The organism is Algoriella xinjiangensis (assembly GCF_900115015.1).
Taxonomy (GTDB): domain Bacteria; phylum Bacteroidota; class Bacteroidia; order Flavobacteriales; family Weeksellaceae; genus Empedobacter; species Empedobacter xinjiangensis.
Map to the genome: position 1 here is coordinate 21,616 of NZ_FOUZ01000010.1, position 24,257 is coordinate 45,872.

At 31.4% G+C, this 24,257-nt stretch carries 24 protein-coding genes; 12 read left to right on the forward strand and 12 right to left on the reverse strand.

The annotated features are described in order from the left end of the window. Positions 1-87: 87 nt before the first annotated feature. A complete protein-coding gene (locus BM072_RS10335) occupies positions 88-1,374 on the forward strand; it encodes a T9SS type A sorting domain-containing protein (RefSeq protein ID WP_092908594.1) in 1,287 nt (428 codons plus the stop codon). Between the two features lie 264 nt (positions 1,375-1,638). After that, positions 1,639-2,928: a T9SS type A sorting domain-containing protein gene (locus BM072_RS10340; RefSeq protein ID WP_092908595.1), complete on the forward strand. Its 1,290-nt coding sequence runs from the start codon at positions 1,639-1,641 to the stop codon at positions 2,926-2,928. 52 nt (positions 2,929-2,980) lie between these two features. On the opposite strand, the gene BM072_RS10345 is transcribed toward BM072_RS10340, so the two are convergent. Both BM072_RS10345 and argS read right to left on the reverse strand, forming a co-directional pair. Continuing rightward, on the reverse strand, positions 2,981-3,451 hold the full coding sequence (locus tag BM072_RS10345; protein ID WP_092908596.1) for a DUF1810 domain-containing protein: 471 nt from the start codon (positions 3,449-3,451) through the stop codon (positions 2,981-2,983). A 68-nt stretch (positions 3,452-3,519) separates the two neighbouring features. Next, positions 3,520-5,292: an arginine--tRNA ligase gene (gene argS, locus BM072_RS10350; RefSeq protein ID WP_092908597.1), complete on the reverse strand. Its 1,773-nt coding sequence runs from the start codon at positions 5,290-5,292 to the stop codon at positions 3,520-3,522. A gap of 107 nt (positions 5,293-5,399) precedes the next feature. Here argS and BM072_RS10355 point away from each other — a divergent pair, with 107 nt between their 5' ends. Beyond that, positions 5,400-6,752, forward strand: coding sequence for a DEAD/DEAH box helicase (locus BM072_RS10355; protein WP_092908598.1), 1,353 nt, complete (start codon positions 5,400-5,402; stop codon positions 6,750-6,752). Positions 6,753-6,786: 34 nt separating this feature from the next. Here BM072_RS10355 and msrA read toward each other — a convergent pair whose 3' ends face one another. Further along, positions 6,787-7,320, reverse strand: coding sequence for a peptide-methionine (S)-S-oxide reductase MsrA (msrA, locus tag BM072_RS10360; protein ID WP_092908599.1), 534 nt, complete (start codon positions 7,318-7,320; stop codon positions 6,787-6,789). Positions 7,321-7,383: 63 nt separating this feature from the next. After that, positions 7,384-7,845 carry an Lrp/AsnC family transcriptional regulator gene (locus BM072_RS10365; protein ID WP_092908600.1) on the reverse strand — a complete coding sequence of 154 codons (462 nt, stop codon included), beginning with the start codon at positions 7,843-7,845 and terminating at the stop codon, positions 7,384-7,386. A 376-nt stretch (positions 7,846-8,221) separates the two neighbouring features. Between BM072_RS10365 and metK the strand changes: the two genes are divergently transcribed. Next, positions 8,222-9,481, forward strand: coding sequence for a methionine adenosyltransferase (gene metK / locus BM072_RS10370; RefSeq protein WP_092908601.1), 1,260 nt, complete (start codon positions 8,222-8,224; stop codon positions 9,479-9,481). Between the two features lie 51 nt (positions 9,482-9,532). Here the strand turns inward: metK and BM072_RS10375 are convergent, their stop codons facing one another. Both BM072_RS10375 and BM072_RS10380 read right to left on the reverse strand, forming a co-directional pair. Further along, complete coding sequence (locus BM072_RS10375) at positions 9,533-9,922, reverse strand: hypothetical protein (protein ID WP_092908602.1); 390 nt, start codon at positions 9,920-9,922, stop codon at positions 9,533-9,535. Positions 9,923-10,014: 92 nt separating this feature from the next. Beyond that, a complete protein-coding gene (locus BM072_RS10380; protein ID WP_092908722.1) occupies positions 10,015-10,398 on the reverse strand; it encodes a hypothetical protein in 384 nt (127 codons plus the stop codon). A 145-nt stretch (positions 10,399-10,543) separates the two neighbouring features. Between BM072_RS10380 and fabG the strand changes: the two genes are divergently transcribed. Together fabG and menD are read left to right on the forward strand one after the other, a co-directional pair. Then, the gene (gene fabG / locus BM072_RS10385) at positions 10,544-11,287 is read left to right on the forward strand and encodes a 3-oxoacyl-[acyl-carrier-protein] reductase (protein ID WP_092908603.1); all 744 of its coding nucleotides are present in this window, start codon (positions 10,544-10,546) and stop codon (positions 11,285-11,287) included. 82 nt (positions 11,288-11,369) lie between these two features. Beyond that, positions 11,370-13,040: a 2-succinyl-5-enolpyruvyl-6-hydroxy-3-cyclohexene-1-carboxylic-acid synthase gene (menD, locus tag BM072_RS10390; protein ID WP_092908604.1), complete on the forward strand. Its 1,671-nt coding sequence runs from the start codon at positions 11,370-11,372 to the stop codon at positions 13,038-13,040. A 34-nt stretch (positions 13,041-13,074) separates the two neighbouring features. Here the strand turns inward: menD and BM072_RS10395 are convergent, their stop codons facing one another. The 6 genes from BM072_RS10395 to BM072_RS10420 form a co-directional block, all read right to left on the reverse strand. Beyond that, entirely contained in the window at positions 13,075-13,731 is a 657-nt protein-coding gene (locus BM072_RS10395) for a SanA/YdcF family protein (RefSeq protein ID WP_092908605.1), read from the reverse strand. Positions 13,732-13,850: 119 nt separating this feature from the next. Next, entirely contained in the window at positions 13,851-14,414 is a 564-nt protein-coding gene (efp, locus tag BM072_RS10400; RefSeq protein WP_092908606.1) for an elongation factor P, read from the reverse strand. Between the two features lie 21 nt (positions 14,415-14,435). Beyond that, positions 14,436-15,221 (reverse strand): acyl-ACP--UDP-N-acetylglucosamine O-acyltransferase, encoded by a 786-nt coding sequence (lpxA, locus tag BM072_RS10405; protein WP_092908723.1) that lies wholly within the window; start codon positions 15,219-15,221, stop codon positions 14,436-14,438. A gap of 17 nt (positions 15,222-15,238) precedes the next feature. Further along, the gene (locus BM072_RS10410; RefSeq protein ID WP_092908607.1) at positions 15,239-16,627 is read right to left on the reverse strand and encodes a bifunctional UDP-3-O-[3-hydroxymyristoyl] N-acetylglucosamine deacetylase/3-hydroxyacyl-ACP dehydratase; all 1,389 of its coding nucleotides are present in this window, start codon (positions 16,625-16,627) and stop codon (positions 15,239-15,241) included. A gap of 6 nt (positions 16,628-16,633) precedes the next feature. Continuing rightward, positions 16,634-17,659 (reverse strand): UDP-3-O-(3-hydroxymyristoyl)glucosamine N-acyltransferase, encoded by a 1,026-nt coding sequence (gene lpxD, locus BM072_RS10415; protein WP_092908608.1) that lies wholly within the window; start codon positions 17,657-17,659, stop codon positions 16,634-16,636. An 81-nt stretch (positions 17,660-17,740) separates the two neighbouring features. After that, on the reverse strand, positions 17,741-18,958 hold the full coding sequence (locus tag BM072_RS10420; protein WP_092908724.1) for an HD domain-containing protein: 1,218 nt from the start codon (positions 18,956-18,958) through the stop codon (positions 17,741-17,743). A 256-nt stretch (positions 18,959-19,214) separates the two neighbouring features. Between BM072_RS10420 and porX the strand changes: the two genes are divergently transcribed. The 6 genes from porX (at position 19,215) to BM072_RS10450 (ending at position 24,171) form a co-directional block, all read left to right on the forward strand. Continuing rightward, positions 19,215-20,768 carry a T9SS response regulator signal transducer PorX gene (gene porX, locus BM072_RS10425; RefSeq protein WP_092908609.1) on the forward strand — a complete coding sequence of 518 codons (1,554 nt, stop codon included), beginning with the start codon at positions 19,215-19,217 and terminating at the stop codon, positions 20,766-20,768. Beyond that, positions 20,769-21,173 carry a tRNA (adenosine(37)-N6)-threonylcarbamoyltransferase complex ATPase subunit type 1 TsaE gene (tsaE, locus tag BM072_RS10430; RefSeq protein WP_092908610.1) on the forward strand — a complete coding sequence of 135 codons (405 nt, stop codon included), beginning with the start codon at positions 20,769-20,771 and terminating at the stop codon, positions 21,171-21,173. Positions 21,174-21,176: 3 nt separating this feature from the next. Continuing rightward, positions 21,177-22,382, forward strand: a complete 1,206-nt coding sequence (locus BM072_RS10435) for an alanine dehydrogenase (RefSeq protein WP_092908611.1) — start codon at positions 21,177-21,179, stop codon at positions 22,380-22,382. A 17-nt stretch (positions 22,383-22,399) separates the two neighbouring features. Continuing rightward, a complete protein-coding gene (locus BM072_RS10440; RefSeq protein WP_125112927.1) occupies positions 22,400-22,759 on the forward strand; it encodes a DUF4258 domain-containing protein in 360 nt (119 codons plus the stop codon). A 270-nt stretch (positions 22,760-23,029) separates the two neighbouring features. Continuing rightward, positions 23,030-23,704: a hypothetical protein gene (locus BM072_RS10445; RefSeq protein ID WP_092908613.1), complete on the forward strand. Its 675-nt coding sequence runs from the start codon at positions 23,030-23,032 to the stop codon at positions 23,702-23,704. Positions 23,705-23,715: 11 nt separating this feature from the next. Next, on the forward strand, positions 23,716-24,171 hold the full coding sequence (locus BM072_RS10450) for a hypothetical protein (protein ID WP_092908614.1): 456 nt from the start codon (positions 23,716-23,718) through the stop codon (positions 24,169-24,171). Positions 24,172-24,257 lie beyond the last annotated feature (86 nt).

The following is a 24,257-nucleotide window of genomic DNA, read 5'->3' on the forward strand; positions in this document are numbered from 1 at the left end:
AAACAATATCCCGTAAACTAAAACAATTAAGAATCAAGAAGAAATAGCTATAAATTTATCATTCAATTAATTAACACAAATTATAAAATGAAGAAAATTTACTTGAAACTGGTTGGTTTAGCCTTTGGCGCAATCATGTTTGCTAGTACCGAAACAAATGCGCAGGTTTATGTTATTGGTGGAGGCGAATATGCAACAAGCGTATCAAATGATGGAAATGTAGTCGTACTTTTTGGTATAGATAATAACTTTTATTGGACAAAAGACAAAGGTGTACAACAATTGGGAGAAATTGTACCTGGAAGTTACAATGGAGGTGTTTCTACTGTTACTGCAGATGGAAAATTAATCTCTACAAATGTTGTAGATCCAAAAACGGGGATTGGCCAAATAGCTACTTATAACTTAGAAAAAGACGAATGGAACTACTTAGGAGGACTAGGAAAAATAGTAGATAGTGATACAAGTAGCGTTTGGGGAATGAATGCGGATGGATCTGTAATTGTAGGAATAGCTAGTGCTGCAAATGGATACGGACATGCAGTTAAATGGACAAAAGAAACAGGATTAGTTGATTTAGGATCTACAACTCCAAACATGGCATCAAGAGCAAACTCTACAAGCGAAGATGGAACCATGATTGCAGGTTGGCAAGATGATAAATCTGGAGGTAGATGGGGAGCTTTATGGAAAAATGGCGTTCAACAATTAATAAAAGATCAATATGGAGATTCGGTTAGTGAAATTAGCTCGGTATCTGGAGACGGAAAATGGTTAGTTGGCTCTCATTTTGAATATGCAATGAGATGGAGCGAAGAAACTGGTGTTCAATTGATAACACATCCAAATGCTGATCAATTTTTTAGTGGTGCTGCAACGGCTACTAATAATGACGGAAGTGTAGTTGTAGGGTTTTACAGAGAATTTCCTGGCCCAGCAATGATGGGTGATGGATTTATCTGGACAGAAAAAACAGGTAGAATTGATCTTAATGAATATGTAAAAAGCTTAGGTTTAGATGATTTAGGAATCACATTCTCTTTACCATATGCAATTTCTAAAGACGGAACTAAAATTGTAGGTGTTGGTAGAACAACTGAAGAAGCTGTTTCTTTTATGATTTCTATCCCACAATTAAGTACAAATGAAGTTACTAAATCAAGTTATAATGTCTATCCAAATCCAACAACAGACGTTATTAATATCGAAACAAAAGGAAAACTATCATCTTCTATCCTATACAACATCACAGGACAAAAGGTTTTAACTTCTGACCAAAACCAAATCAACGTTTCATCATTACCAAAAGGAACTTATATCCTAAAAACAATAATTGATGGAAATGAAAGCACAAAGAAAATTATCAAAAAATAATTTAGAATAACAAATTCTCTAAACGTCGGAAATTAATTTCCGACGTTTTTGTTTTAATCTATTTAAAAAATTTGAAATATTACTTGAATTAATTCAAAGAATTTCCTTAAAAACAAGTATTAATTAAATCGAATAAATAATTGTTTTTCATTTAATTATATTTTAAAAATTCAGAAAACAATATGTAGTTATTTTAAAACCACATAATCTCAAATTAATAAAGCTAATTTTAACTTCAAATTAATTAACACAGAATTATTTATTATGAAAAAAGTTTACTCTAAACTTAAAAATCTAGCATTTTTAACAGCGTTACTTGTTGGATCTAATTATGCTAGTGCACAAGTATATGTTGTAGGAAATGGTGAAACTGCTCACGGTGTATCTGATGATGGAAAAGTTGTAACGCTAAGTACAGTTGACAATAATTTTTACTGGACGCCTGAATTAGGAATACAATTATTAGGAGAATTAGCTGCTGATACAGCAAATGGTGGTTCGCCACTTGTAACTGCGGATGGTAAAATGATTGCTGTTATGGTTATGAATCCTGCTGATGGTATCAATCAAATGGCTACTTATAATGTAGAAACTAAAGTTTGGAAATATTTAGGTGGTATTGGTGGTGTTATGGATAACGAAACTACTTCTGTTTGGGGAATGTCTCCAGATGGTAAGTATATTGTTGGTCTAGGAGCTACAGATGCAGAAAGTTATCATGGTGTAAAATGGTCTGAAGCAACAGGTATGGTTGACTTAGGTTCTACATATAATGATAATTACTCTAGAGCAAACGGTGTTAGTGACAATGGTAATGTTATTGCTGGTTGGCAAGATGATGATTTTGACCGATGGGGAGTATATTGGGAAAATGGAAAACAAGAATATGTTCTTGATAAAAATGGAGATAATGTTTTAGAGTTAGGAGGTGTTTCTGGTGATGGTAAATGGATTATTGGAGCAACAGTAGACGATGCAGCTATGCGATGGAGCAAGGAAACTGGTGTAGAAATAATTGACCATCCAAACAGAAGTATGTTTTTTAATGGTTTTTCTACAGCAATTAATGGAGACGGTTCTGTTATCTTAGGATTTTATAGAACATGGCCTGGACCAGCAGCAGCTGGTGAAGGTTTTATCTGGACAGAAAAAACTGGACGTGTAGAACTTAACGAATATGTAAAAAGCTTAGGATACGATGATTTAGGAATTACATTTGCTTTACCATTAGGTATCTCAAATGATGGAACTAAAATCGTAGGTTTAGGTAAAACGGATTCTGGAGTGGTTTCATTTATGATTGCATTACCTAAATTAGGAACTTCAGAAGTTAACACAGTTAAATTTGAAGTTTATCCAAATCCAACAACAGACGTTATTAATATCGAAACAAAAGGAAAAGTTTCTTCTTCTGTTTTATATAACATGGCTGGACAAAAAGTTTTAGATTCTGATCAAAAACAAATCAATGTTTCATCGTTGTCAAAAGGTACTTATATCTTAAAAACTACAATTGATGGAAAAGATGTTACAAAGAAAATTATCAAAAAATAATTTCACATTATAATCAAATAAAAAACCACTCAATTTGAGTGGTTTTTTTATTCTATTTACTAAATCCTTTGATTAGCGTTAGTGTTTTTTTATCCATTTGGTCCGCATAAAAATGTTTAATAACATCTCTAATAACCTTCTCTTTTGGCATAATGAAACAAAATAAAGTCAAGCTCGATTTTAATTTCATTGCATCATTTTTACCAAAAATTAATTGCGGTATTGTCCCTTTATGTCGCGCCAAAAGCACAGTTAAAACTTCTAAATAATTATGCCATAATTCCTCATCTTTTACAAAAGCACGTGCTTCTTCTTTAGATGAGATGGCAAATTCTTTTGAAGAATCACTCGATCCTAAACCCAAAACTTGCGGAAACATAAAAACCATCCAATTTGATTGTTTTTTACCTGCATGCACTTCCATCAAAATCTCATCATACACAAAACTTTGTGCATCATGAAAACGTTTTAAATTAAATTTATCGTTCGGATTTTGTTTTTTTAGTAAATCTCCTATTTTCATAAACAATGATTAAAAAAATACCTCATCACTACTTTGATGAGGCATTTATTAAGATTTATATTTTATAATTACATTCTTTCTGGTACACCGATTCCTAATAATCTTAGTGAAGATTGAATTGTGTTAGCTACCCATTGTGATAAAAATAAACGGAAATTTTTAACGTTTTCGTCTTCATTTTTCAAAATTGGGTTATTTTGATAGAATGAGTTAAATAATTTTACAATTTCGTAAACATAATTTGCAATCAAAGCTGGACTCATTTCTGTAGAAGCTTTTGCAATTGTTTCTTCAAAATCATTTAATGCACGAATAATTTCTTTTTCTGCTGCATTTAATTCAATCGCTCCAAAATCAAACTCTTTTGGCGATTCTTTTCTTAATAAAGATTGAATACGAGCAAAAGTATATTGAATAAATGGACCTGTATTTCCGTTAAAATCTACCGATTCTTTTGGATCAAATAAAATACGTTTCTTCGGATCAACTTTCAAAATATAATATTTTAAAGCGCCCATTGCAATTGTTTCGTATAAATCTGCTTTTTCTTCGTCAGATAAACCGTCTAATTTTCCTAATTCTTCAGAAATTTCTTTTGCCGTATTGTAAACATCATCCATTAATTCGTCGGCATCTACAACTGTACCTTCGCGCGATTTCATTTTACCTTCTGGTAAATCTACCATTCCGTAAGATAAATGATGCAAAGCTGCAGCCCAAGAATAACCTAATTTTTTTAGGATTAAGAATAAAACTTTGAAGTGATAATCTTGCTCATTACCTACAACATACGTTAATTCTTCTAAAGATGGATTGTTTTTGAAACGTTCTACCGCAGTTCCTAAATCTTGCGTCATATAAACTGAAGTTCCGTCAGAACGTAAAACTAATTTTTCGTCCAAACCATCTTCTGTTAAATCAATCCAAACAGAACCGTCTTCTCTTTTGTAGAAAACACCTTTGTTTAAACCTTCTTCAACCAAATCTTTTCCTAAAATATAAGTGTTAGATTCGTATAAATATTCGTCAAATTCTACACCAAGACGTTTGTATGTTTTTGCGAAACCTTCGTAAACCCATCCGTTCATTTTATTCCATAAAGCAATAACTTCTGGATCTTGTGCTTCCCATTGACGCAACATTTCTTGTGCTTCTAAAAAAATTGGCGCTTCTTTTTTGGCTTCATCTTCCGATTTACCAGCAGCAACTAATTCTTTTATTTCGCCACGATAATGTTTATCAAATTCTACATAATATTTACCAACCAAATGATCGCCTTTCATTTGAGTAGATTCGGGTGTTTCTCCGTTTCCAAATTTTTCCCAAGCAATCATCGATTTGCAAATATGAATTCCACGGTCATTAATAATTTGAGTTTTAATCACATTATTACCAGCCGCTTCTATAATTTGAGAAACTGCAAAACCTAATAAATTGTTACGTACATGTCCTAAATGCAAAGGTTTATTTGTATTTGGAGATGAATATTCGACCATTACTAATCGAGAATTTTCATCCACTTTTACAGTTCCGTAATTTTTATTTTGAGCATTTTGATTGAAATCTTGTAAGAAATCAACCATATTTAAACTCATATTTAAGAATCCTTTTACAACATTGAATGCTGTAATTTTATTATTTTCGACCAAATTTTCACCGATTTTTGTTCCGATGTCTTCTGGTTTACCTTTTAAAGTTCTAATTAATGGGAAAACAACTAATGTATAATCACCTTCAAATTCTTTCCTTGTAAATTGTATTTCAACAGATTCTGGAGTAATTTGATAGACATTTTGGATCGCGTCTAAAACGTTTTGCGTGATGTGTTGTTTTAAATTCATTTTTACCTGTTTATTAATCGAACTGCAAAAGTACAAAGTTTCAACGAATTTGAACGGATTGATAATTGAGTTTTTAAGAATTCAATTAGAAAACATATCTTTGCAGAATGAAAGCTACATTCGCGGATTTCGAATTAACAAAACAATTGTATTCGTCTTTAGAAAAGATGAATATTACAACGCCTACACCCATACAAGAAAAAACGTTTAAACCGATTCTTTCTGGGCGAGATATAATGGGAATTGCACAAACTGGTACGGGTAAAACATTGGCTTATCTTTTGCCTTTACTTAAAACATATCAATATTCTAAAACACATCAACCAAAAATAGTTATTCTTGTTCCTACTCGCGAATTAGTGGTTCAGGTTACAGATATTTTACAAAATTTAGCGGAATTTATCAATGTTCGTATTTTGGGAATATATGGTGGTGTAAACATCAATACGCAAAAACTTGCGGTTTACAAAGGTGTAGATATTTTAGTTGGTACACCAGGTCGTATATTAGATTTAGCCATAGATAACGTACTTTCTTTTAAGGAAGCAAAAAGATTAGTGGTTGATGAATTTGACGAAATGTTAAGTTTAGGTTTTAAAGCACAGTTATCGCATTTATTTACGATGATGAGCGATAAACGTCAAAACATTTTATTTTCTGCAACAATGACAGATCAAGTAGATGATATGTTGGTCGAATATTTTAAAGATCCACTTGAAATTTCGTTGGCGCGTTCGGGAACACCATTAGAAAAAATTAAACAAATTGCGATTCCAGTTGAAAACTTTAATACAAAGCTAAACTTGTTAACGCATCATTTAAATGATAAAGCAAGTTTTGAAAAAGTATTGATTTTTGCAAACAATAAAAAACATGCTGATTTAATTTTTGCACATTTAGACGAAATTTATCCGGATGAATTTGGTGTAATTCACTCAAATAAATCACAAAATTTCCGTTTACGCACAATGGAATCTTTTAGTAATGATGAATTAAGAGGTATTATTACAACTGATATTATGGCGCGTGGTTTGGATATTCCAGATATTACACACGTTATAAACTTCGAAATTCCAGAAGTTCCAGAGCAATACATTCACCGAATTGGACGTACAGGTCGTGCGGATAAAACGGGAGATTCTATCTCATATTTTTCTGAAAAAGAAGCTGATTCTATTGAAGCGATTGAAGCTTTGATGGAAAAAGATATTTTACAACAAGCTTTTCCTATAGAAGAAGTTGCTATAAATCCTGTAAAACGTGAGTTTGAGAAGGATGTTGTAAAAATGAAAATGCTAACAACTGTAAAAGTTGAAGAGCGTGGAGCTGCATTTCACGAGAAAAAAGATAAGAATAAAAAGGTTAATTTAGGAGGTCCTACAAAACGTAAACCACCAAAATCTAAACCTAAAAACCGTGGTCAACAAAAACAAAAATCCCGTAAAAAAGGTAAAGAATAGAAACAAAAAAAGCATCCAAATTGGATGCTTTTTTTTATTTTAAAATCTGCTTAAATTTAGATTTAAATTTAGAAATCTTTGGTCCAACTACTGCTGAACAATAAGGTTGATCTGGATTTTCGTTGTAATAACCTTGGTGATTATCTTCGGCTGCCCAAAATTTATCAAAAGGTTCTATTGTTGTTACAAATTTATCTTCGTACAAACCTTGTTCTTCGTGTTCTTTTAAAGATTCTTCTGCCTGAACTTTTTGCTCTTCTGAAGTATAAAAAATACTCGAACGATATTGCGTTCCTACATCATTTCCTTGACGATTTAATTGTGTTGGATTGTGAATGTTCCAAAAAATCTCTAATAATTCTTTGTACGAAATAATAGATGGATCAAATGTAATTTCCACAACTTCTGCATGTTTTGTATCTGTATCACAAACTTGTCTATACGTTGGGTTTTCTACATCGCCACCCGTAAATCCAGAAACTGCTTTATCTACTCCATTTATAAGATTATAAATCCCCTCAACGCACCAATAACACCCGGCGCCTAAAACTGCTACTTCCTTATTCATCTTCTTTATTTTACCATAAAATTACAAAAAAGGCTTTCAAATGAAAGCCTTTCTTTTATTTTTTTATAACAATTGATACGCTGTATCATCTTTTACATCTCCAATAACAAAAGTACTGTGTGTACTGCCAATCACATTGATTGTTGTTAATTTATTGACCATAAAATTTCGGTATTCGTCCATATTTTCAAAAGACATTTTCACGATATAATCATAATCACCACTTACATGAAAACAAGATTGAACTTCTTTTAGAGTTTGAATTTCAGTCTCAAATTTTCTAATGTTTTCTTGCGAATGTTGTTGGAGTTTGATGTGACTAAAAACAAGTAATTCTCTGTTTATTAATCTTCTATTTACTAAAGCCACGTATTTTTCTATAATACCAGCTTTTTCAAGTTTTTTAATTCGTTCATGTATTGCTGTAGAAGACAAGTTAAGTTTATCGGACAATTCTTTGTACGTAATCTTACTATTTTCTTGTAGATACATTAGTAGTTGTTGGTCGAGAGTATCAAATTTCATCAATAATTAATTTTTTTCCAAAGTAAGAACTTTATTTTGAATATTTATCTAAATTAATTTTAAATTACGCGATAAAATAGAAAATTATTGATGTTTTTATTAAAAAAGCCAATATTTATTCTATATCGTCTTAATTAATAAGTATTTAATAATTACTTCAAATTTTATTAGAACCTTTCGTAAAAAGAATCTACTCAACACAATGAATAATATTTAATCTAAAAATACTTTTCTTATTCATATTATTCATTGTATATTTGTTCTCGAAAATCAAAGAGGAAAGATTTGACTGATTGCAACCTCATAAAACAATTGCTAAAACAGGACTTCAGTTGATTCCTTCTCTATTTTTTAATTTATTAAAAAAACAACAATAATGTCATACTTATTTACATCAGAATCAGTATCTGAAGGACATCCAGATAAAATTGCTGATCAAATTTCTGATTCTATTTTAGACCACTTTTTAGCTTTTGACGCAAAAAGTAAAGTTGCTTGTGAAACATTGGTAACTACAGGTCAAGTTGTATTAGCAGGAGAAGTAAAATCTAATGCTTATATCGATTTACAACGTGTTGCAAGAGAAACAATTCAAGAAATTGGCTATACGAAAAGTGAATATATGTTTGATGCAAATTCTTGTGGAATTTTATCAGCAATTCACGAACAATCTCCTGATATCAATCAAGGTGTTGACCGTACTTCTGACGAAGAGCAAGGTGCTGGTGACCAAGGTATGATGTTTGGTTATGCAACAAGTGAGACAGAAAACTATATGCCTTTAGCGTTAGATTTATCTCACCGTATTTTAAAAGAATTAGCTGATATTCGTAAAAATGAAATCGAATTATTACCATATTTACGTCCAGATGCTAAATCTCAAGTAACTATCGAATACGATAATGACAACAAACCAGTTCGTATTGATACAATTGTTATTTCTACACAACATGATGATTTTGCAAATGAAACTGCAATGCGTGATAAAATCACAAACGATTTAATCAACATTTTAATTCCTCGTGTTAAAGTACAATTACCAGTTCATATTCAAGATTTATTTACAGCAGATATTAAATACCATATCAACCCAACAGGAAAATTCGTAATTGGAGGACCTCACGGAGATACGGGTTTAACTGGTCGTAAAATTATTGTAGATACTTACGGTGGAAAAGGTGCTCACGGTGGTGGTGCGTTCTCAGGAAAAGACCCATCTAAAGTAGACCGTTCTGCAGCTTATGCAGCGCGTCATATTGCGAAAAACTTAGTAGCAGCAGGTGTTGCAGACGAAGTTTTAGTACAAGTTTCTTATGCAATTGGTGTTGCGGCTCCAGTTTCATTATTAGTAAAAACATTTGGAACAGAAAAAGTTAATTTGACTGAGGGAGAAATCTCTAAGAAAGTTTCTGAATTGTTTGACATGAAACCTTACGCAATTGAGCAAAGATTAAAATTAAGAAATCCTATTTATAAAGAAACTGCATCTTACGGACACTTAGGTCGTCAGCCTCAAACTGTTTCAAAACGTTTTGAATCTGCTAACGGACAAGAAGTTGTAAATGTTGAAGTAGAATTATTTACATGGGAAAAATTAGATTTCGTAGAGCAAGTTAAAACTGCTTTCGGATTATAATCTATTCAAAATATAACACAAAAAAGACGCTTAATTAGCGTCTTTTTTTATTTATTTTTTTATTGAATCTTTCTTTAACCCACTCACAAACCACGTTTCGTTTTTTATTTGATACGAAATATTCAAACTATCTTTCGTCATCATAATTATTTTACTTGGCGTCCAATCTACATTTCGCAACGTATTACCGCCAGTCATTTCCATTTCTATATTCTCTAAAGATTTTATTGCTTTAGAAGTTCCTTCGAAATCAAATTTATATACATTATTTTTCTGCGAAACACGCACTACTCCATTTCCTTTTATCGTATCATTTATAGAATCTTTATAAACAATATATCGCTCATATTTATCTTTATAAATTGTATTTGAAACATCATCCTCGTTATTACACGAAAACAAAAATATAAATAGCGAAGCAATAACAATTATGTTTTTCATAAAGCAAAAGTTATTTATACATAACAATATATAGACAAATTTATTGCACAAAAAAAGGCGCTTTATGCGCCTTAAAGTTATTTTCATTCTACTTATCTTGACGCGTTAGCTGTCCAAGTTTTACCATCTTTTGTATATAGAATTGTTAATTTTTTATCATCAATTCTAATGTAAGAAGCTTCTGAAGCACCAATACTTACTAATGTATTGTCTCCTTTTTTCTCGAATTCGATACCATTTAAATCAGGAATTTTATCCGAAAAAGCAAAATTATACTTTGTTCCACTTGCAATTTTAGTTACAAATACACTTCCATTATCAGCTGTAAGTGTATTGCTACCGTCTACATAAGTAATTTTTCCTTTATATGTTCCTGCAAAAAAATCGTTGTTCGCTGGATCATCGTCATCATTACAAGCTGTAAATACAAATAATGCAAAAACCGTAACGGCTAATAATTTTAATAAATTCTTCATGTTTTTTATTTTTTTATTGGTTAACATTATCAATATTTCCAATTATAATACCACTATTTGTTAAATAATATCTATAAACAAAATTTTAACATTTTTTACCTTTAACAAAAATTTGTATTTTTGAGCAAAATAAATACCAATAAACATGAATTTATTGCAAGGTAAAACAGCAATCGTAACAGGCGCAACTCGCGGTATCGGAAAAAGTATTGCGGAAGTTTTTGTAAAAAATGGCGCTAACGTTGCCTTTACTTATGCTTCTTCTGTAGAAAAAGCAAAAGCTTTAGAAGAAGAATTAGGTCAATTCGGAAAAGTAAAAGGTTATCAATCTGATGCTTCTAATTTTGACGCTGCTCAAAAATTAGTGGAAGATGTAATTGCAGAATTTGGACAAATTGATATTGTGATCAATAATGCAGGAATTACAAAAGATGGCTTATTGATGAGAATGTCTGTTGAGGATTTCGAAAATGTAATTCAAACAAATTTAAATTCGGCTTTCAATTTAACTAAAGCAGTTATTAAACCAATGATGAAACAACGTTCTGGATCTATCGTTAACATGTCTTCTATTGTTGGAATTAAAGGAAATGCAGGACAAGCAAATTATGCGGCATCAAAAGCTGGTTTAATTGGTTTTTCTAAATCTGTAGCTTTAGAATTAGGATCACGTAACATCCGTTGTAACGCAATTGCACCAGGATTTATTGAAACTGAAATGACAGAAGTTTTAGACCAAAAAGTTGTAGAAGAATGGCGCAATGGTATTCCATTAAAACGTGGTGGACAGCCAGAAGACGTTGCAAATGCATGTTTATATTTAGCTTCGGATTTATCAAGTTATGTAACAGGACAAGTTTTAAGTGTTGACGGTGGTTTACATACTTAAATCTTAAAAATATCATATTTTTATAAAGGTTTTGTTTAGTAAATTTGCTATTCAAAGCCTTTTATAATTTAAGACAACTACGTTGAGAAAAATATCAAATAAATTAAATGTTCAATTAATTGCTGAAACTCTTTTAGCTTTCGGAATTGATCATATTGTACTTTCACCTGGCTCTAGAAATGGAGCTTTGACCATGCAATTTGCAAACGACAAACGTTTCAAAACGTATAGTGTAATAGACGAACGTTCGGCTGGTTTTGTGGCTTTAGGAATGGCACAACAAATTCAGAAACCCGTTGTTGTGTGTTGTACTTCTGGTTCGGCAACTGCAAATTACTATCCCGCAATTACCGAAGCTTTTTTTCAGAATGTGCCTATTATTGTGCTTTCTGCTGATCGTCCCGAGCATTTAGTTGATAATTTTGATGGACAAACAATACGTCAACATAATATTTTCGAAAAACATTCTGTTCACAACGTTCAATTATCTGAAAGCGAAGAAACAGACGATTTAACACGAAATATGTTGATGACAAAATATGCGTTGATTGATTGTATACATAAATCGGCGCCAATACACATCAACATGCCATTTTCTGAGCCTTTGTATGAATCTGTAACCGAATCTTCTATCGAAATTGATCAGATTACAATTGATGAAAAAGTTTATCCAGAAATTAATGTAATTGATTACATGAAACGCTGGAATTCTTCTTCTAAAAAATTGATTTTGGTTGGTCTTCATCATCCCGATGCTACATTTGATCAGTATTTAAAACAATTGGCGCAAGATGATTCTGTGGTTATTTTAGATGAAGTGACATCAAATATACACGATACACGATTTTTTAATAAAATTGACCAAGTTATTTTTCCGTATTCTGATGAAGAATTAGAAGCTTTAAAACCTGATATTTTATTGACGATTGGACAAAATGTGGTTTCTAAAAAGATTAAAAAATTCTTGCGCGATCACAAACCAACGCAACATTGGCATTTGGACGAATATTGGCAACCAGACACTTTCCAAGCATTAACAGATAAAATTGAGACAAAACCCGAATTATTTTTAGAGCAATTTGTTCCGTTTATCAATCCAAAAGAGTCTGATTATTACACAACTTGGAATACAATTCGCGAAGCAAATAACATCAAACACAACAACTATATCAATATGATTCCGTTTTGTGATTTAAAAGCTTTTGATTCTATTATTCGTAATTATCCCGAAAATTGGCAAATACAATATGGTAATTCTACAGTAATTAGATACGGTTTATTGTTTGATCACAATCCGTCGAATCCTGTTTTTTGTAATCGTGGTACAAGCGGAATTGATGGCTCTACTTCTACCGCTATTGGCGCGTGTTTGGCTTCGGGACAAGATACTGTATTAATCACGGGAGATATTTCTTTTTTATATGATTCGAATGCTTTGTGGAATGTAAATATGCCAAAAAACTTCAGAATTATTTTGATTAACAATGGCGGAGGAAATATTTTTAAATTTATTCCTGGTCCGTCAGAAACCGATGTTGTCGAAGATTATTTTGTTACAAAACATCATCACACTGGCGAACATTTAGCTAAAATGTTTGATTTTGACTATCAAGTTGTTAATAATTTAACTGATTTAGAAAATTCTTTCGGTGATTTTTATGCTGAAAGTAATCGACCAAAAATATTAGAAATTGATACAAGAAATGCTACAAATGACACAATTTTAAGAGGTTATTTTAGCAGTTTGAAATAATAAAAAATCCGAACAATTGTTCGGATTTTTGCTTTCATATAATCTCAATTTTTTCTCCTAAAAATTTTGGATTCACTCCAAACCAATCATCAATAAAAACTTTTGCACGAGCAAAATATTCACGAATATTGGTTTTCAAACCAGCTTGTTTGTTTACATCTTTCGCATTATAACCGTAAGCATTTATTCCATTTTGTCTTGCAATGTAAACTGCGCGTTGATTATGAAATTCTTGTGAAACAACAATAAATTCATTTTGACCAAAAATTTCTTTTGCGCGTATCATCGAATCTAACGTTCTGAAACCTGCATAATCCAAATAAATTACATTGGCTGGAACACCTTTTTCTATCAAAGCTAATTTCATCATTTCGGGTTCGTTGTAATTTTTTCGACCATGATCTCCACTCAAAATAAAATGAGTTACTTTTCCTGATTTATACAACTCTGCAGCCGCATCAATTCTATAAACAAAGTAATAATTTTGATAACCACCAACCAAATTAGGCGCAGTTCCTAAAACCACAGCAACTTTAGTTTTTGGTAATTTCTGCACATCCGAAGTTACATATTCTGCTGTAGAATGCTCTATTTTATAATTTGCATACGTTGTAAACAAAAGACAAATTAGCGCAAATAGAAAGCTATAAATAACTAATTTCTTAAAGTTTTTTTTGGTCTTGATTTTCATTTATTGAGTGTCTTAATGCTAAAATACATATTTAGTTTAATTTTATTCCATTTCTAAAATTAATAAACAAAAAAATCCCTCTTATTCAGAGGGATTTTTAAAATATATTCTAGAAAATATTATTTTACTCTTTCAACGTACGAACCGTCTTCTGTGTTAATTTTTACTTTATCACCTTCGTTGATAAATAAAGGAACACGAATTTCAGCACCTGTTTCTGTTGTTGCAGGTTTTGTAGCATTTGTAGCAGTATCACCTTTAAGACCTGGCTCTGTGTATGTAATCTCCATAATTACCGTGTTTGGTAACTCAGCTGCCAAAGCAGTTTCGTCTGAAGCACGGAATAAGATTTTTACTTCGTCACCAGCTTTCATAAATTGTGCGTTTTCAATCAAATCTTTGTTTAAATAAACTTGAGAAAAATCGTCATTATTCATGAAATGGAATCCATTATCATCTTCGTATAAATATTGGTAGTTACGTGTTTCTACACGAACTTCTTCAATTTTATGACCTGCAGAAAATGTATTATCTAATACTTTTCCGTTTGTCAAAGATTTTAATTTTGTACGAACAAAAGCAGGACCTTTACCTGGTTTTACGTGTAAAAATTCGATAATTTTATACGTATCATTATTATAAACGATACATAGACCTTTTCTGATATCAGAAGTTGTTGCCATTTATTTTATTTGTTATTTTGATTAAACACCCGAGCTATAACCTTTCATAATTCCACGATCACTTGTATTAATAAAATTCAAGATGATTTCGCGATAATGCGAATCTGGAAATTTTTCTAAGATTTGTTCTACAGCTTGAGATACATTGTTTTTTTGTTGATATAAAATTCTGTAAATACCTTGTATTTCGTAGATTTCCTCTGAAGTAAATCCTTTTCTTCTTAATCCAATTGCATTTACACCTGCATAAGCTACAGGATTTTTTGCTGCTTTTACATAAGGCGGAACGTCTTTACGAATTTGTGTTGCACCTGCTATAAAAGCGTGTTCACCAATTTTTGTAAATTGATGCACGGCACTATAACCACCAATAAAAGCGTAATCTCCTACCTCTATATGTCCAGCTAAACCTACCGCATTTACAATAACTACATTATTACCTACCACACAATCGTGTGCAATATGTGCAGTTGCCATAATCAAACAATTGTCTCCGATTTTTGTATAACCTAAAGCATTTGTTCCTTTATTTACTGTAACGCATTCTCTTATCGTTGTATTATCTCCGATATAAGTTAACGTTTTTTCTCCTTCGTACTTCAAGTCTTGCGGGTCACCAGAAATAACCGTACCTGGATAAATTTTACAATTTTTACCAATACGTGATCCTGGCATTATTGTTACATTGGGACCAATCCAAGTACCATCGCCAATTTCTACATCTTCATAAACAGATGCAAAAGGGCTGATTGTAACGTTTTCACCTAAAATCGCAGTTGGATGAACGTATGCCATCGGATGATTCATAACTTCCATTTCTTTAATTATTCTTTTGTAATAACTGCCATCATTTCTGCCTCAACAGCGATAGAATTGTTTACATAACCAATTCCTTGCATATGTACAATTCCTCTTCGTATAGGTTCTATCAACTCTAATTTAAATACAATTGTATCTCCTGGAACAATTTTGCGTTTAAATTTAGCATTTTCAATCTTCATGAAATATGTCGAATATTCTTGCGGATTTTCTAATTCACCTAATATCAAAAGTCCACCTAATTGTGCCATTGCTTCTATTTGCAAAACGCCTGGCATAACTGGTTCTTTTGGAAAATGTCCTACAAAGAATGGTTCATTCATTGTTACATTTTTTACACCAATCAATCCTGTTGGTGTTTTTGTTAATACTTTATCAATCAATAAAAATGGTGGACGATGTGGCAACAATTTCATGATTTGATTGATATCGTAAACAGGATCTACAGTTAAATCAAATTCGGGCACCTTGTTACGTTGTGCTAATTTGATTTGTTTACTTAATTTTTTTGCAAAATTAGTATTTGTATGATGTCCTGGTTTTGTCGCAATAATTTTTGCTTTCAATTTTTTACCAACCAAAGCTAAATCTCCCACCACATCTAATAATTTGTGACGAGCTGCTTCGTTTGGATAATGCAATGTCAAATGGTCTAAAATTCCGTTTGGACGTATAGACACATCATCGCGATTAAAAGCTTTGCATAATTTTTCTTTTGTTTCTGGTGTAATTTCTTTGTCAACATAAACAATTGCATTGTCTAAATCGCCACCTTTTACTAAACCAGCTTCTAATAATTGCTCTAACTCATGTAAAAAACAAAAAGTTCGTGCTGGAGAAATATCTTGCTTAAAGTTTTTGATTGATGATAAAGTTGCGTTTTGAGTTCCCAAAACTTTTGTCCCGAAATCTACCATTGCAGTTACTTGATAATCATCCGAAGGAATTGCCGTAATTTCTGATCCCGTTTCTGGATCTACATACGTTACAATTTCTTTGATACGATAATATTCTCTGTCTTTGTCTTGTTCTACAATACCAGCATTTTCTATTGCTTCGACAAAAAATTTAGAAGAACCATCCATAATTGGTGGTTCTGCATTATCTATTTCAATATAACAGTTGTCTATATCCATTCCAACCAAAGCTGCCAAAACATGCTCGGTTGTATGTATTTTAACTCCTTTTTTCTCTAAAGTTGTTCCTCTTGCAGTGCTAACAACGTATTGTGCATCAGCTTCTACTTGAGGTTGCCCTTCTAAATCTGTTCGTACAAATACAAATCCAACATCTGGATCTGCTGGTTTAAATGTTAAAGTAACATGTTTACCAGTATGTAATCCAACTCCTTTTAGAATAGCTTCTTTCGCTAAAGTTTTTTGTTTATCAGACATTAACTTTTACTTTTGTTTGTTTTCTTGTTCTAACTTATCGATACGTTTCACAATTTCTGGAAACTTTCTAAAATACACATACGACTTTCTAAAACTCGCTGCATCAATTGCTGGCGAACCATACAATTGTGTTTTACTCTCTACATTTCCGTTGATACCGCTTTGGGCTTGTATTTGCACATAGTCGCCTATTGTCAAATGTCCCGCAATACCTACTTGTCCTCCTATCATACAATTACGTCCAATTTTAGTTGAGCCTGCAACTCCTGTTTGTGAAGCAATTACAGTATTCTCTCCTATTTGTACATTATGTGCAATTTGTATTTGGTTATCTAACTTTACTCCTTTTCGGATTATTGTTGATCCCATTGTCGCTCTATCTATTGTAGATCCTGCGCCAATTTCTACATTATCTTCGATTAAAACGTTTCCTATTTGAGGAATTTTTTCAAAAGAACCGTCTGCATTTGGTGCAAAACCAAAGCCATCTGCTCCAATTACAACATTTGAATGAATGATACAGTTTTTTCCGATTTCGCACTCGTTATATACTTGTGCACCAGAATATAAAACGGTATTATCACCAATTTTAGCATAATCACCGATTGTTACATTTGGATATATTTTTACATTATTTCCGATTGAAACATTTGCTCCAATATAAGAAAAACTTCCAATATATACATTATCTCCAAGTTGAGCTGTCGAATTTACTTTTGCAAATTCTTCTATTCCAACTTTATTATTTTTGATTGTATTATAATGTTGCAACAATTGCGTAAATGCTTTATAAGCATCTTCTACAACAATTAATGTAGATGAGATATAATCAGTCGCCACAAAATCTTTACTTACAATAACAATAGATGCTTTTGTTGTATAGATAAATTGCTCGTACTTCGGATTTGCTAAAAACGAAATCGTACCTTCTGTTCCTTCTTCTATTTTCGACAATGTCGAAACTTCTACATTTGCATCTCCTTTTACGGTTCCTTGCAATAATTGCGCAATCTCTGCAGCTTTAAATTTCATAGTCTGCAAAACTAATAATTATTCTTAAATTTTTAAAATGAATATTTAAGTTATTTAACTTTTTTGTCAAATTCTTTTTTCTCATTTTATACTATGGTAATGATATTTTGTGATTTCTTGTTGCAAAAACTGCGTTAATAAGCTTTTGTCTGAGCAAGAAATTTCTTTTACTTCTCCGCTTTTAAATAAAATTTTAATTGGATTTTTTGATTTATCGTACGGTATTATTTTTATTGTTGTTTGTTCTACAAAATAACTTGCGTCATCAATCTTCAAAAACTCTTTTACACGTTCTTTTTCTACAAACAATTCTGCCTCGGTTAATTCTTTGTCCATCAAAAACGATTTTGGTAATTCGCGTTCAATAATACTTCTTGATAATTTACTCAATATCAAGTCATCATGAAACTGCCATTCTTTTATCGAAGATAAAACATCGCTATCATCTAATCGTGTAAAAATTTCTAATCCTTTGCGCGATAAGTTTCCTTTTTCGTTGTCTTCTAAAAAATAATTGAATGCAGATGTTGCAAATAATTTTTCGCCGCCTTTCACCAATTCTTTTGCTCTTTTTAGCACACTAATCAAGAAATTTTCTGCTGTAAACGACTTCTTGTGCATATACACTTGCATGTACATAAACATACGCGCCATCAAAAATTTTTCGACAGACGAAATTCCTTTTGCCTCTATAACTAATTCATTTTGCGAGACATTCATCATCGAAATGATGCGTTCTGGATTAATATTTCCTTCTACAACACCAGTATAAAAGCTATCACGTTTTAAATAATCCATTCGATCGACATCTAATTGACTAGATACCAATTGAGAAAGAAATTTTTTATGATATTCTCCTTTAAAAATCTGAATGGCAACTGAAAGTTTATTCTCAAAAATTTGATTTAATTCTTCCATCAACCGAAGCGAAACTTCTTCGTGATGTAAACCATTAATAATAGAATGTTCTAATGAATGTGAGAAAGGACCATGACCTAAATCATGTAAAAGAATAGCGATTAAAGCACCATTTTCTTCTTCAATCGTAATATCTACACTTTTTCGTTTCAAAATATTCAAGGCTTTTTGCATTAAATGCATACAACCTAATGCATGATGAAACCTAGAATGTCGAGCGCCAGGATAAACTAATTCTGTTAAACCTGTTTGAGAAATGCGTCGTAAACGTTGAAAATAGGGATGTTGAATAATTTGATAAATAAGTTCGTTAGGTATTGTTACAAATCCATGTACTGGATCATTTATTACCTTTAACTTATTATTGTTTAATGAATTCAAACGTAAAAATTTATTAACAAAGATATAAAATATAGTCAATCATCAACACGTCTTGGCTATAAATCATCAATTTGATAAAAATATTTTCAATCTGAATGATTTTTTGGACAGATTTATGCTATTTAACCGTTTAAATATTTAGCATTTCTAAAGTTTTAGTTTAACAAACAATTTAGATTTTAACACTTCCGTTATCTCTATATTTGGAAATAGTAAGAAAATAAAAAATCAATTACAACGAAATAAAAATACAGATATGGCTATAAAAATTTTATGGATAGACGATGAAATCGATTTATTAAAACCACACCAACTTTTTTTAGAGAAAAAAGGCTACGAAACGACGATGATTAATAATGCAACTGATGCCTTAGACGAAATTGAGAAAGAAAATTTTTCTGCCGTATTAATTGACGAAAATATGCCAGGTTTAAGCGGTTTAGAAGCTTTACCAAAAATTAAAGAATTACGTCCAAATCTTCCGGTAATTATGGTTACTAAAAGTGAAGAAGAACATATTATGGAAGACGCAATTGGTTCTCATATTGCAGATTATCTGATTAAACCCGTTAATCCAAATCAAATTTTATTGAGTTTGAAAAAGATTTTAGACAGTTCTAAACTTATTTCAGAAAAAACGGTTATTAATTACCAGCAAGAATTCAGAAATATCACAATGGATATGATGAATGCGCGCGATCACGAAGATTGGCAAGAGATTTATAAAAAATTAGTTTTCTGGGAATTAGAATTAGAAAACATTGAAGATACAGCTTTATCTCAAATCATAGAAAATCAAAAAAGCGAAGCAAATGCAGCTTTCTTTAAGTTTATAGAACGTAATTACGAAGATTGGTTGCACGACGAAGATGATCGCCCAATATTATCGCACACAATTTTTAATCAATTGGTTCGTCCGCATCTTTCTAAAGAAGATAATGTGTTGTTGATTATGGTTGATAATTTACGTTACGATCAATGGAAAGTGATTGAGCCAATTTTTAATCGTTACTATAATTCGGTACAAGAAAATCTATATTTTAGTATTTTACCAACTGCTACACAATATGCGCGTAATGCATTTTTTGCAGGTTTGATGCCTTTAGAAATCGAGAAAAAATATCCTCAATATTGGTTAAATGATACCGACGAAGGAAATAAAAATATGTACGAAAAAGATTTGCTTGGCGAACAATTAAAACGTTATGGTTTAGGCGATTTATCGTATAATTATTTCAAAATATTAAATTCAGATTTCGAGAAAAAAATTGCAGATGATTTTAATAACTACAAAAACAATAACTTAAATGTAATTGTCTATAATTTTATTGACATTCTTTCGCATGCAAAAACGGACAATAAAATTGTTGCCGAAATGATTCGTGACGATAAAACGTATCGTTCTATTACAAAACATTGGTTTGAGAATTCGTACTTAATGGAAATTGTAAAAAAAGCGGCGCACGAAAAAATGAAAATTATTGTAACAACCGATCACGGAACAATTTACGTAAAAGAACCTACAAAAGTGATTGGTGATAAAGAAGCAAGTACAAATTTACGTTACAAATTAGGAAAGCAATTGCAATACGATCCAAAAGCAGTTTTAGCAATCGATCAACCAGAAAAATTCTTTTTACCCAAGGTAAATGTTACGTCAAAGTATATCTTTGCAAAAGAAAATTTATTTTTAACGTATCCAAAAAATTACAATCATTTTGTTAATTATTACAAGAATACCTATCAACATGGTGGTATTTCTTTAGAAGAAATAATTATTCCGATGGTTGTTTTAACACCAAAAAATTAGATGGAATTTATCATTCATACTTTAGACGAAATACCAGAAGTTGCAAAAGAAATTTTCAGTCAACTACAGCACAAATTAATCACTTTCGAAGGAGAAATGGGCGCCGGAAAAACAACTTTTATCAAAGAATTTGTAAAAGTTTTAGGCACAAATGACGAAGTATCAAGTCCAACTTTTTCTATTGTAAACGAATATGATACCGACAACGGAAAAGTATATCATTTTGATTTTTATCGTCTAAATCATGAAGAAGAAGCTTTAGATTTTGGAATTGAGGATTATTTATTCTCAAATCAATATTGTTTAATGGAATGGCCAAATAAAATTGCTAACTTTATACCAGACGAACATCATACCATAACAATAGAAAATATTGAAGGTACGCGTCATATAAATTTCAATTAAACTATGGACGGAAAAAATATTTTCACGCCTTTTTCTCAGGAAGATTTAATTCCTCAACCCGAGCGATTAGAGATTCCTCATAAAAAAGCACGATTTGATATTGGGATTCCAAAAGAAACAAATAATCAAGAAAAAAGAATTTGTCTTTCTCCAGATGCAGTCGAAATTTTAGTTAATAATGGTCATTTAGTAACCATAGAAACTGGAGCTGGAGAAGGTGCAAATTATAGCGATAAAGAATATTCGGAAGCAGGTGCGCAAATTGCTTATAATACACAAAGTGTTTTCGAAAAACCTGTTATTTTAAAAGTTGGACCACTAACTTTAGATGAAATTGATTGGATAAAACCAAACACATTAATTATTTCATCTGTTCCGACAAATACATTGAAGCGAGAATATTTTCAGAAATTAACACAAAAACGTGTAGATGCTGTTGGTTTTGAGTTTATCAAAGACGAGCAAAATCATTTGCCTGTTGTGCGTTTATTAAGCGAAATTGCAGGTACAACTGCTATTTTAGTCGCAAGCGAGTTGATGTCGTCTGCACATGGTGGAAACGGAATTTTAATGGGTGGTGTTACAGGCGTTCGTCCTACAGAAGTTGTAATTCTTGGAGCTGGAACAGTTGCCGAAAATGCAACACGAACAGCTTTAGGTTTAGGCGCTTCGGTTCGTGTTTTTGACAATTCACTTTCTCGATTAAGACGTTTGCAACAAAATATTGGTCAACGCGTTTCTACCTCAACCATCGATCCTAAAGAATTAGGAAAAGCGTTGCGACGTTGCGATTTAGCAATTGGTGCTTTGCGTGGCGAAACAAGAACGCCTTGTGTTGTGACAGAAGATATGGTGCTAAATATGAAACAAGGTGCTGTTATAATTGATGTAAGTATTGATCAGGGTGGATGTTTTGAAACTTCTGAATTAACGACACACGATCATCCTATCATTATAAAGAATGATATTATTCATTATGCCGTTTCTAATATCACTTCTCGCGTTGCACGTACGTCTACCAAAGCGTTAAGCAATTATTTTTTATCATATTTATTACAAATTTCCGAAGAATCTGGTTTCGCAAATGTGGTGCAAACGGATAAAACTGTAAGAAATGGTGTATATTTGTACAAAGGTAGAATTGTTAAAAAGAATTTAGGTGATTGGTTTGATTTACCATTTCACGACATTAATTTATTGATTATATGACGTTTTCGCAAAGATTTATGAAGTATTTGTTGGGTGTAGGAATTGGAATGGTCTTCGTTGCGATGGCATTCGGTCCTAGAGCTTTTTCATGCAATTACTTTCCAAACGCAAGAGTTTTAGATGAAGCTTACTCTAAAAGATTATCATTTTCGCCAGAAGCGCAAGCTTTTTTGAAACAAGAGAATTTAGATACAGTTTTCTTAAAAAAGGAATTATTTAAGAGAAGTAAAATTGATTTTGATCGTTCTCAAAAAGATAAAGTGCCATGTCGAGAATACATCGCAAATTACACAAGCAAAGACAATACAAAAAATTATGAATTTGCTTTTGATGTTTGTAGAGAAGATTCGAGATTAGTTTCTATCGAAAAGAAATAAAAGTAAAAAAATCCACTCAATTGAGTGGATTTTTTATTTTACTATAAAACATTTAAATATCCGACAACAAGTACTTAATTTATTGTATTTTAAATTTTTAGAAATTTATTTCTTTCAAAAATAAATTTAAGTATATATATTTGTTCACTTTATATAACATAAAGTATCTAAAATTTTAGATGCTTTTTATAAATACTAACATAGCCTCTACCACTGTTATTATTAAGAATAGCATTTATGATATTTTATTAAAATAAAATTGATTAAAAAATGATAACAAAAACCTTACTTTTTACTGGATTGATATTTTCAATCACCTCCTACGCCCAAGTAGGCGTCAATACAAACACACCCACACGATCATTGGATATCAATGGACATCTAAAAATTAGAGAAACTGTTGATGAATCAGAAAATGGGGAATATTCAAAAATTTTAGTTACTGATAATGATGGTAACATAGATTTTATTTATAAAAAAGACTTATTACCTGTTAGTGATGAATTTACAAGTGATAAAGTGGTTATAAATAATATCTATATGAATACCACGTCAGCTGGTATTCCTTCAAAAAAAATCACATGTGGTAAATTTGAATTTTCTTTTAATGGCGACAGTAATTCCAAAATTCAGTTTAATTTAGTACAAGCTCCTACCCAAAATGTAAGTATATACATGAGTATGGAACAAAATTACGATCCAAATGGATTCCAATTTTATCAAGGAACTTCAAAATCTAATATAAATCCTTTTATTTTTACTACAAGCAACTGGAGCACAGCACAACCGTTTGCTGAAGCTGGATTGGCAGACTTCGAACAAAATATAATGTACTTTCAATATCCAAATGATCCGGATTTTTATCGTTTAACTGTTTACAAAGTAAAACATACAATTAATAATGGATCAACTTGGAGTTTTGTCTCTGCTTGTGAAAAATTTTAAACAATAAAAAAATGAAAAAAATTATATTATATATACTTTTCCTATACCCTATTTTAAGCTTTTCTCAAGTCGGAATCGGAACAGAAACACCAACCAGAACACTAGATATTAATGGTAATTTAAGAATACGTGAATTAGATAATAAAACTACAAGCGGTGATGCAAGCTATAATCATTTATTAAGTGCAAAAGACGATGATAAAGATGCATCAAATAATATTATCAGTAAACATGGTGAGTTAGGTAAAGTTTCTTTTACATCTTTATTGCAAAGTTCTTCAAATAATTTGGAGGTTAAAAGAGTTATCTATCAAGGTGATGTAGATAAAACACAAGAATGTAGTTGTGGAATTTTAAGTATTTTTTTGGATCAATCCGCAGCAACTAGTCAACAAATTTATCCATTTGTACGTTTAAATTATCTAAGCATTTTTGATAATAATAACACACAGATAGTTTTGGATTAAATTATGGACAAAAAAAATATATTGATACAAGTTATATTTATGATAACCATAATATTACTTTCGACAAAACTGGAGGAATTGAACCA

Bases quoted from the DNA above. Each gene is read 5' to 3' on its own strand.
- BM072_RS10335 (WP_092908594.1), top strand. From the start codon at position 88: ATGAAGAAAATTTACTTGAAACTGGTTGGTTTAGCCTTTGGCGCAATC.
- efp (WP_092908606.1), bottom strand. From the start codon at position 14,414: ATGGCAACAACTTCTGATATCAGAAAAGGTCTATGTATCGTTTATAAT.
- BM072_RS10445 (WP_092908613.1), top strand. From the start codon at position 23,030: ATGATAACAAAAACCTTACTTTTTACTGGATTGATATTTTCAATCACC.
- argS (WP_092908597.1), bottom strand. From the start codon at position 5,292: ATGAATTTAAAACAACACATCACGCAAAACGTTTTAGACGCGATCCAA.
- BM072_RS10410 (WP_092908607.1), bottom strand. From the start codon at position 16,627: ATGTCTGATAAACAAAAAACTTTAGCGAAAGAAGCTATTCTAAAAGGA.
- metK (WP_092908601.1), top strand. From the start codon at position 8,222: ATGTCATACTTATTTACATCAGAATCAGTATCTGAAGGACATCCAGAT.
- BM072_RS10395 (WP_092908605.1), bottom strand. From the start codon at position 13,731: ATGAAAATCAAGACCAAAAAAAACTTTAAGAAATTAGTTATTTATAGC.
- BM072_RS10440 (WP_125112927.1), top strand. From the start codon at position 22,400: ATGAAGTATTTGTTGGGTGTAGGAATTGGAATGGTCTTCGTTGCGATG.
- tsaE (WP_092908610.1), top strand. From the start codon at position 20,769: ATGGAATTTATCATTCATACTTTAGACGAAATACCAGAAGTTGCAAAA.
- lpxD (WP_092908608.1), bottom strand. From the start codon at position 17,659: ATGAAATTTAAAGCTGCAGAGATTGCGCAATTATTGCAAGGAACCGTA.
- BM072_RS10355 (WP_092908598.1), top strand. From the start codon at position 5,400: ATGAAAGCTACATTCGCGGATTTCGAATTAACAAAACAATTGTATTCG.
- lpxA (WP_092908723.1), bottom strand. From the start codon at position 15,221: ATGAATCATCCGATGGCATACGTTCATCCAACTGCGATTTTAGGTGAA.
- fabG (WP_092908603.1), top strand. From the start codon at position 10,544: ATGAATTTATTGCAAGGTAAAACAGCAATCGTAACAGGCGCAACTCGC.
- BM072_RS10435 (WP_092908611.1), top strand. From the start codon at position 21,177: ATGGACGGAAAAAATATTTTCACGCCTTTTTCTCAGGAAGATTTAATT.
- BM072_RS10450 (WP_092908614.1), top strand. From the start codon at position 23,716: ATGAAAAAAATTATATTATATATACTTTTCCTATACCCTATTTTAAGC.
- BM072_RS10375 (WP_092908602.1), bottom strand. From the start codon at position 9,922: ATGAAAAACATAATTGTTATTGCTTCGCTATTTATATTTTTGTTTTCG.
- BM072_RS10380 (WP_092908722.1), bottom strand. From the start codon at position 10,398: ATGAAGAATTTATTAAAATTATTAGCCGTTACGGTTTTTGCATTATTT.
- BM072_RS10365 (WP_092908600.1), bottom strand. From the start codon at position 7,845: ATGAAATTTGATACTCTCGACCAACAACTACTAATGTATCTACAAGAA.
- BM072_RS10340 (WP_092908595.1), top strand. From the start codon at position 1,639: ATGAAAAAAGTTTACTCTAAACTTAAAAATCTAGCATTTTTAACAGCG.
- porX (WP_092908609.1), top strand. From the start codon at position 19,215: ATGGCTATAAAAATTTTATGGATAGACGATGAAATCGATTTATTAAAA.
- msrA (WP_092908599.1), bottom strand. From the start codon at position 7,320: ATGAATAAGGAAGTAGCAGTTTTAGGCGCCGGGTGTTATTGGTGCGTT.
- BM072_RS10345 (WP_092908596.1), bottom strand. From the start codon at position 3,451: ATGAAAATAGGAGATTTACTAAAAAAACAAAATCCGAACGATAAATTT.